Consider the following 7,856-nt stretch of genomic DNA (forward strand, 5'->3'; position numbering starts at 1 on the left):
ATATCTCCTGTAAGTGAATAACCGACCAATCGCTGCATGTATTCGATTAAATCTTTATCGCCCAAAAATATTTGTTCCAAAAAACTTAACCATGTTGGGCATTTTGCATTTTGATCATATTCCACGCTTGCCATTTGAGTGATTTTCAGTTCACGATCATGCGGCTGCAACTTGCCCGTTTTCAAATCGAGGATGCCGTTTTCGACATTGAACAAATATTTGTGACGGTCAAATTCTTCCCTTTCGGCCGGCACCAATGGCATCAAGTCTTTAATGCTGTTCATACGGATATTACGGCGTTCACACATACGCGCCCACTTTGTTTCTGCTTCATCCTCTGATTTATAAAGGCCCCGCAGCACCTTTGCAGTAATACGCTCAATCTCTTTTTTATTGTCAATTCGCCAGCGTTTCCCGTCCCATATTAACCAACCCATGTCAGACACATATCTGATTGTATGGCCATATTCATAAGCGATCCGTTCAGCGTTTCCAAGTTCAGTTAAACGAAATTTCTTTTTCGGCTTGTCCACTTCCTCACCATTGTGGAAGTCAAAGGAAAATTCGTCATATTGCTGTTGGTCAAGAATAGTAGTAGAAGTAGCTGAAATGGCTTCTGCAATTGTTCTTTCTCCATATGTCTCATTCGTATCGCGGAAATGGATAACATCCCATTTATCACGCATAAGACCTGTTTCACGGAACATAGTATCCATGCGAATTGCGGATTTACCTGTCCAAAATGCTAAATGATTACATAAGGCTAAATCACTCGCTGAATGATCGTTATTTATCAAATTACCGTTATAGAGTGAACGGATTTCATCGCCATTTTTAGAACGGAATATTCTCTCCCACAATTCCTCATTCGAAATTTTTATTTCGTCATTTTCGAAGTCTGCAAGATTGACACGACCTTGAATATCGCTATCGTCAAAATATTGTTCAAACAGTTCGGCAAGTTCATCGGTACGTTCGTAAATCTCATTTGAGTTTTCCTTGTTACCTGTAAAAGTAAAGTAACGAGTGTGAGAATAGATTTCTAAGCCGTGTTTTGTGCTTTTTCGTCCAGTACCCAACACAGATTGTGGAAGATTACCACGAATGATGATGTGGATCCCTTTACCCGATGGTGAAAACTCTGTATATGAATCTAACGAATCGATAATTTCATTTGCGAATGCATTTGGTTTACCGTCCACAACGCAATTATCAATATCTATCCCGATATAATTGTCCTGTCGGCTGAAAATAAACCCAATGCCGTCATAATCGCCCTCTAAATAAAATTTCACGGCTGTCGCAAAAGTGGACCATGTACGGCGATTGTTAGCTTGTGCCATTTCTCCATCGACTTGATAAGGCACTTTTGTTTGTTTTCCATTTCGTGTCTCAATTCGCCATAGTATCCACTGTGGAAGGGCCTTTAACTCTGACGGGATGCTATTAAAATCATAATTTTCCTTCATGCCTGCCCTCCTATAATTCCAATCACTTTAAATCAGCTTCTTTTACGAATACGCCGTTTTTCATTGTTCCTTTACGGTCTTTGATTTCGTCATAAGCTAATGCTGTGCACGTTTCAATACTTGTTCCAATTTGCATGGAAAGGATGGTCAAGACAACTTGTACATCACCTATACCATCCTGCACCTCATCTATGTCACCTCTTGCTAATGCGGCAGCTATTTCGCCAACCTCTTCCATGAGTTTCAACATTTGCTTGTTCGGATCAGCTTCATCCAGTCCTCTCATGATCGCCCATGTTCTAATTTTCTCCGTTAATTCTTGCATCATTTCGATTCCTCCAATTCTTTCAATTTATTTCTGTAGAATTCAGCTTTTTGTAAGTCCTCAATTCCGTTCTTTTTGTCGTATCGAGTGACATATTTCAAAATGTTAATGCGATAGAAGCCACGAAGTTCTTCTTTCGGAAAATTGGCTTCTGCAAATTTGATAACATCTATATCGCCTGTATGGTAATAAGCAGGAATGATAGGGTTATCTTTGATTTTTACAGACACTGGTATTGGTTGACCGTTTTCAAAACATGGTTTGCTTTCGTATTTGCTCATCCCGTCACCTCATTCAAAAATTCTTCATTGGCACAAACATTGCAAAGAGAATAACTCCAACAGAAGCTATACATATGGACCATTCTCTTTGCGTTACATTTTTTACATTCGATATGTGTGAGTATTCTTGACTGCTCAGCTTTTTCCAAGAAGGTTGGGTATGCGCTTTTCATTGCGATGCCCTCCCTTCGCTGTTGATTCAGATTGATAGGCGTATCGTTCACCGTTCCATTCAATTACTGTTGCTTTGCCTTTTCGTTTTTTAATGACTTTGACTGTATTTTTATCGGCTTGTTCAATGAGCCAGTTCAAATCCTCGCAAATCTTATTGATGTTAACATCTTGACTACCTATATCTTTCTCAAATTCTAATAGTCCCTCGGTACGCATTTTTATTATCTGAATCCGTTCCGCATTCGTTTCAGTTGTCATGGGATTCACCTTCCAATTCGTAGATGATGACTCCCTCAACAAAATTTTGATATTTTTCCACTTTTATTTCTTTTGGACGATAACCTTGTTCAGCTAAACCGTTCATATCGTCTTGCATATTATTTGGAGGGGTCATATAGATTCTAACGATGAATTTCTCTTTCATTCCTCCCCACCTCCAAACGAAATGAAGTATTCGGCAGGGTAAAAACCTTCGATATCACCGGTTTCATACGATCCCTTTAACGCTATTGCATCCTCAGCACCGTGAACTCGGAAAGTGAATGAGTTGTGAACGTATGCGTCACCATCCCGAAACTCGCCCGGCTCCCTGCCAATCTTCGCCCACACTCTGCGTTCTTTTTCTGCCTTGATTTCTTCGGGAGTGGCGTGGCGCACTTTATCACGTTTAACTGCTAAACTACCTTCACAGGTTAAGTGGAATTCACCAACACTATCTATTTGCACTGCTATTTCATCATTAGCAAATCTCTTACCATCTAATCTAACTATCCAATCCCCAACCTTGTATTCTTCCTCGACTTCGTAACCGATGCGAAGGGCATCCACAAGTGTGAGGAGTGGCAATCCATTTAGTGGTTCCGTGTAATTCGCTTCCCACCCCATCGGTGTTCTTGCATGACTTGAAATAATACCTTCATCATGAAACTTTGTATCTCTTAGGTACTCAATAGCCGTGGCCTGCTCACTCGTCAACTTCACTTTTTCAGTCATACCAAATCTCCCATCCTTTCTTTTCTCTCGCTTGTAATTCATGATTTTGCAATCTTTCATAGCACCAAACTTTATGAAATCCCTCTCTCCGATATAGGAGATAGTACCGTGCTTTACGTTTTCGCTTTTTCACGGTTAGGCCTCCTCATGACAACCTCAAATTTCTTAATATCCTCACGCCGATCAAATGCCCGTTTGCTACGACCGATGGAATCAGTACGTTTGTAAATTGTTTTTGTCTCCATAGCTTCCGAACGCTTATATACTTCGAATCCCCTGTTAATCAAATCAGTTACACGGCGTTCGACTTCTTTCTTACAAATGCCACTTACGTTTGTATAGAAATAATTCATACATACACCCCTTTTTACCGTTTTTGGGTATAAAAAAGAGAAGTCCGCCAAAAACAGACCTCTCTATGAAATTGGAATCAATCTACTTTTAAATAGATTTCATGCCCCGAAACTTCATTTCTACCATCCTTCAAGGCTTTGGAAAGGTATCTATGATTCTTACCTAAAAACTCACTACCTTTTGCAAGGCTTCTGAATAAAAAGGGTTCGCCAGTTTCCATGTTCACAAGAATCACTTTTTTATTTGAAGTCATTAGATTATTATCGAAAGCATGGTTATTATTTTCTTTGTGGTCGCACCATTCGAGATTACTCACTTCATTGTTTAGTCGATTCCCATCAAGATGATTAATATAATCCTTACCTTCTACTAAAGGTATAAAAGTGAGAGCTATCAAACGATGAACAAGCCAAGTTTTTCCTTTCTTATTTTTATAAAGCTCGACTCTGCAAGTGTTGTCTTTACTGACTTTTTGTTTTAATACACGCTGTTTCCAGACTCGGCGACCATGCCTGGCAGAATCAGTCACCTTGCCTTCTTTTGTTCTAATTCGGCCATCTTCACAAGCTTCATAGATACCTTCGTAACCAGGTATATCCTTCCACTGCATGAATATCACCTCATTCCTTTATTTAGAAGGGAAGGTCCTCCGACCCGATATTAATAGGAGATCCCGATTGTGCAGGAGGATTAACATTTGACGGATTGTAATAACTTGATTTAGCGTACATATTTCCGTCATTACCTTTTTCGTGCTTCACACCGATCTCTAAACTTTTATTGATTAAACCGTTAGCCATTTCGTCGCAAGAAGCAAATGCATGGTTTGGCGGGAATCCTGCAGCTACACATAATGATTTTGCAATCCCTCTTGCTGTCGGATGTTCGAATGTGAAATTATTGTACAAAACTTTTGCGCCTTGTGATTCCTGCGGCACATCGGAACGGATTTCGAAGTCTACAACAAGCATGTCCTTCCCGTTCTGCGTCTTCTTAGCAACCGCATTAATGATTACTGCTTCGTACTTCCCTGGCTTTGGCAACTGGAACCCTTTTACTTCTTCTACTTCATCCATTTTGAAAAAACTCATTATTTATCTTCTCCTTCTGTTTGTTGTGTGGAGGGCAAAATCAATTCCTCCTGTTTGCATCCTATACGATCATCAAGGTGGTTTTTTGCAAAAATACTTTGATTACCCTCGAGGATAAAACCTCTTGTACCATCTGCTTTTCTAACCAACCTACCAACAACGTGAACTATGCCCATTACGTGATTGACAATTTTATCTCGAATATCCGGCACGAATTGCGTGTACTGCTGCCCGTCATCGTGAATGATATTTCGAGTGGTTTCCCAAGCTGTATAAATCACATTCGCATCGAGAGCATTGAATACTTCCACAAGCTTTAACAGGTGATTGTCATAGAGTGCATAGTCTTTCAGCTCCGGCATTCCACTTTTCGTTTTCTCACCTTTATTAACAAGCCATAACTTTTGATAATGCGTTAAGTTATCAATAAAAATGTTGTCGTATTTACTAACATTGGCTTTTGCATGAGCGTAAAACTGCAAGATACTATCATGAGCATTTTCGGGATCTATTTTCGCAATATCTACATTGGAATATCCCTCTAAGACTTGGCTTGTCCCGTCAATATCGAAAACCAATGTCTTACCTGGTAGTAATCCTGCTACAGTCGTTTTTCCGTCACCGGGCTTTGAATAGGTAATAATTTTCGCTTTCTTACTTCGGGTAATATCCGCACCGTTTGTAACCTGCAATTCATCCACACTCCTTTTCTATTAAAATGGCACTTCGGAAGAGTCTTCATCATCACTCTTTTCATCCTGCTTAACTGATACAACTCCGCTATTATCAACTGTATAGTCGATACCTTCATGGACTTCATCGATACTTAACTGACCTTCCGGCGCTTCATCATCCGGTCTACCTTCCATGACTTCTTTTGGCGTGCCATATTGGTAAGTGAGATCGACTAAGAAATATTGACCGTATTTGTTATGCTTTTCGGTGATTTTGTGCATCATCAAATCATTGTTTTCCTTCGCTGTTTCAACAATTGCTTCTGCTTCTTCACGTGTATCTGCGTAATGTTGTTCCTTTTGGTTTAGTAGCTTTTTCATTTGATTTCCTCCTATTATCGAATCCGTAAGGACTCCCCTTGTGATATTTCTACACCGGCAATTTCAACACCATTTTTCAATTGCTCCATAATTGCTTTTCTGTTTATTACTGGATCGACTTTAATGAAATATTCTTTCGGGATTAACTTGTCGTCCACAAGTTTTAGTGACGGTGGATTCTTCTGAATGGTGAAAGTGAATTTCTCTCCCTGAATCTTCTGCTCTCCTGTGGAGGACATAGCAGCATGCATAGCTTCTTTCATGCGCTTGATTTTCGATTCCATTGATTTGCGTCGATCAGATAAACGCTTTTCTTCTGCTTTCAATCCTTCGATGTCGGATTCAACATTTTTCATAACCATTGCATAGCCTTCGAGTTTTTCCGACAGCTCCATCTTGTTTTGAGCAAGTGCTTCAGCAAATACATCTTCATCCACACCTTCTTCTATTAGAGATTGGATAAGCTTGAAACTATCGGCAATTTCATAGATAGTAGCCATTATTTAACCTCCACTTCTGTTTGTGGATGACGATCAAAGTAACCTTCTAAGAAAGCCTTAACCTCTTCGATCGTGTCGATGATGCCTAATACACGCTGTTGTTTAAGCTTGTATTCTTTTTGATAGTCTATTAACGAAAGTTCGCGAAAAGGCGCATCGGGATTACTTTCCATAGCTTGAATCGCAATGTTGGTTAAATTACGATTCTCTTCTGCTAATACGCCTTCAAGGTGATCGATCAGTTTGTTTGCTTCAACATCTGATTTTAAATTCATGTATATTTCCTCCTGTAATGTGATATAGTGTTGTAAATAGTCTTTTGTTCAAGCGCCTCATTGCAGTGGGGCGTTTTTTAGATTCCTTCCACACATAGGGCAGAAGTTGATATAGCGTTCCATAAGAAATCCGTTATTGCGGAACATTACTTGTCCATATTTAGATAAATCTTTTGAATGAACGCCTATGAAGTACCGTTTACTCTTATTTCTTTTGCGATAGACTTTAAGCACGTTGCGTCTGATTGTTGGAATGTTATGCCTAAGATTAAACTCTTCAACATCTAACGCCTTTCTACGCCCTTTTTCATCTGGCGTACAATATTTACACATCCTTCTCACCTCCCTTCAAAGTCTCACAGCAATTACACATCGCTCTGGTTTCTTACGTTTGGCATACTTACGTTCCCAAGTAGGAGAAGCATAGTATTGAATTGTGGAAGGTTTTACTCCAAGTACAGCAGCGCATTTTTCCTTAGTGCCGGAACAGATAATTTCTTCACCTTTGTAAATGGTGTATTCAACCATGCATTACACCCCTTTGAGTAAATGAGGATGTTCGTAGATGTTGCCGACTACAACCATATCCTCCACGTCAGACTTGCCGTTTTCGTCAACGCAAGGAAAGAGTTCAAAACCATTCCATTCAAAGACGATACCTGTAATGGCTACCTTCGCCGTTTCATCAATAAAATTAGGATGAGAAACTACTTCGCGAATAACGGTTCTTTTACTTACTACGAAACATCGGACTTGCCCGTCTACATCCAACTGGGTAATATCCTTCTCGTAGATTTCTATTCCAGACTTGTCATGTAAGCCGGTGAATTGGCTGATTGATTCAAGATGTACTTCCACCCATCCCTGTTCGGCAAAAATAAATGCTTCATGCTTCCGACCAAACTCTTTTGCATATTCATCTGTGAATTCGGTGACATGATATCCTGTGCCGTACACCCATCGGTTAGTCTCTATGGCACGACCACGAAGTTTAATCACCCTGTTCATCCTCTTCCTCCTCCCTTTCTTCCTGCCTGCGTTCCCATTCCAAATACTCTCTCGATGGATAGCCTGTCAGCATTATTTGCTCAATGTGTGGATGGTCCATGTTATTCTTCCTGCAATCTCTTACTGATGTATTCAAACTGTTCTGGAATGGTAGTTTCTAATTGAGCGATTTCAGCAGGGCTAACAAACGTGGAAAACCGGATACCATCAATCGATTTCAACAGACGAAATTTAAACTGTTCATCGTCTATTTCTTCAATATCAAAATCCATAAATTCAGTAAGGAAAGCTGTATGATCCATGAGAACTTTGCCTTTACCTTCGTATTCCG

The 7,856-nt window shown here is 39.9% G+C and carries 16 protein-coding genes; all 16 read right to left on the minus strand.

All coding sequences use genetic code 11. The features are described from left to right. A partial coding sequence (locus ACFQ38_RS11970; protein ID WP_456242987.1) for a phage NrS-1 polymerase family protein occupies window positions 1-1,469 on the minus strand: 1,469 nt, incomplete at its 3' end. Window positions 1,470-1,491: 22 nt separating this feature from the next. Then, the gene (locus ACFQ38_RS11975) at window positions 1,492-1,797 is read right to left on the minus strand and encodes a MazG-like family protein (protein ID WP_381481095.1); all 306 of its coding nucleotides are present in this window, start codon (window positions 1,795-1,797) and stop codon (window positions 1,492-1,494) included. After that, on the minus strand, window positions 1,794-2,075 hold the full coding sequence (locus ACFQ38_RS11980) for a DUF3310 domain-containing protein (protein WP_381481097.1): 282 nt from the start codon (window positions 2,073-2,075) through the stop codon (window positions 1,794-1,796). Before ACFQ38_RS11980 ends, ACFQ38_RS11975 begins: the two co-directional genes overlap by 4 nt. Window positions 2,076-2,210: 135 nt before the next feature. Further along, the gene (locus tag ACFQ38_RS11985) at window positions 2,211-2,507 is read right to left on the minus strand and encodes a hypothetical protein (protein ID WP_381481099.1); all 297 of its coding nucleotides are present in this window, start codon (window positions 2,505-2,507) and stop codon (window positions 2,211-2,213) included. After that, window positions 2,497-2,673 carry a hypothetical protein gene (locus ACFQ38_RS11990; RefSeq protein ID WP_381481101.1) on the minus strand — a complete coding sequence of 59 codons (177 nt, stop codon included), beginning with the start codon at window positions 2,671-2,673 and terminating at the stop codon, window positions 2,497-2,499. Before ACFQ38_RS11990 ends, ACFQ38_RS11985 begins: the two co-directional genes overlap by 11 nt. Next, entirely contained in the window at window positions 2,670-3,284 is a 615-nt protein-coding gene (locus tag ACFQ38_RS11995) for a hypothetical protein (protein ID WP_381481103.1), read from the minus strand. Before ACFQ38_RS11995 ends, ACFQ38_RS11990 begins: the two co-directional genes overlap by 4 nt. Window positions 3,285-3,355: 71 nt before the next feature. Then, a complete protein-coding gene (locus tag ACFQ38_RS12000; RefSeq protein WP_381481105.1) occupies window positions 3,356-3,595 on the minus strand; it encodes a hypothetical protein in 240 nt (79 codons plus the stop codon). Between the two features lie 77 nt (window positions 3,596-3,672). Then, window positions 3,673-4,206 carry an NUMOD4 domain-containing protein gene (locus ACFQ38_RS12005; protein WP_381481107.1) on the minus strand — a complete coding sequence of 178 codons (534 nt, stop codon included), beginning with the start codon at window positions 4,204-4,206 and terminating at the stop codon, window positions 3,673-3,675. A 22-nt stretch (window positions 4,207-4,228) separates the two neighbouring features. Beyond that, the gene (locus tag ACFQ38_RS12010; RefSeq protein ID WP_381481109.1) at window positions 4,229-4,687 is read right to left on the minus strand and encodes a DUF669 domain-containing protein; all 459 of its coding nucleotides are present in this window, start codon (window positions 4,685-4,687) and stop codon (window positions 4,229-4,231) included. Continuing rightward, window positions 4,687-5,379 carry an AAA family ATPase gene (locus tag ACFQ38_RS12015; protein ID WP_381481123.1) on the minus strand — a complete coding sequence of 231 codons (693 nt, stop codon included), beginning with the start codon at window positions 5,377-5,379 and terminating at the stop codon, window positions 4,687-4,689. Before ACFQ38_RS12015 ends, ACFQ38_RS12010 begins: the two co-directional genes overlap by 1 nt. Before the next feature lie 21 nt (window positions 5,380-5,400). Then, window positions 5,401-5,742: a hypothetical protein gene (locus tag ACFQ38_RS12020; RefSeq protein WP_381481111.1), complete on the minus strand. Its 342-nt coding sequence runs from the start codon at window positions 5,740-5,742 to the stop codon at window positions 5,401-5,403. A 14-nt stretch (window positions 5,743-5,756) separates the two neighbouring features. Continuing rightward, on the minus strand, window positions 5,757-6,242 hold the full coding sequence (locus ACFQ38_RS12025; protein WP_381481113.1) for a siphovirus Gp157 family protein: 486 nt from the start codon (window positions 6,240-6,242) through the stop codon (window positions 5,757-5,759). Further along, window positions 6,242-6,517: a hypothetical protein gene (locus ACFQ38_RS12030; RefSeq protein ID WP_381481115.1), complete on the minus strand. Its 276-nt coding sequence runs from the start codon at window positions 6,515-6,517 to the stop codon at window positions 6,242-6,244. The genes ACFQ38_RS12025 and ACFQ38_RS12030 overlap by 1 nt, the downstream gene beginning before the upstream one ends. Window positions 6,518-6,865: 348 nt before the next feature. Beyond that, window positions 6,866-7,045: a hypothetical protein gene (locus tag ACFQ38_RS12035; protein ID WP_381481117.1), complete on the minus strand. Its 180-nt coding sequence runs from the start codon at window positions 7,043-7,045 to the stop codon at window positions 6,866-6,868. Window positions 7,046-7,048: 3 nt separating this feature from the next. Next, on the minus strand, window positions 7,049-7,525 hold the full coding sequence (locus tag ACFQ38_RS12040; RefSeq protein ID WP_381481119.1) for a YopX family protein: 477 nt from the start codon (window positions 7,523-7,525) through the stop codon (window positions 7,049-7,051). Between the two features lie 101 nt (window positions 7,526-7,626). After that, on the minus strand, window positions 7,627-7,856 hold a 230-nt coding region (locus ACFQ38_RS12045), incomplete at its 5' end, for a hypothetical protein (RefSeq protein WP_381481121.1).

Source organism: Sporosarcina contaminans, assembly GCF_042679045.1.
Classification (GTDB): Bacteria; Bacillota; Bacilli; order Bacillales_A; family Planococcaceae; genus Sporosarcina; species Sporosarcina contaminans.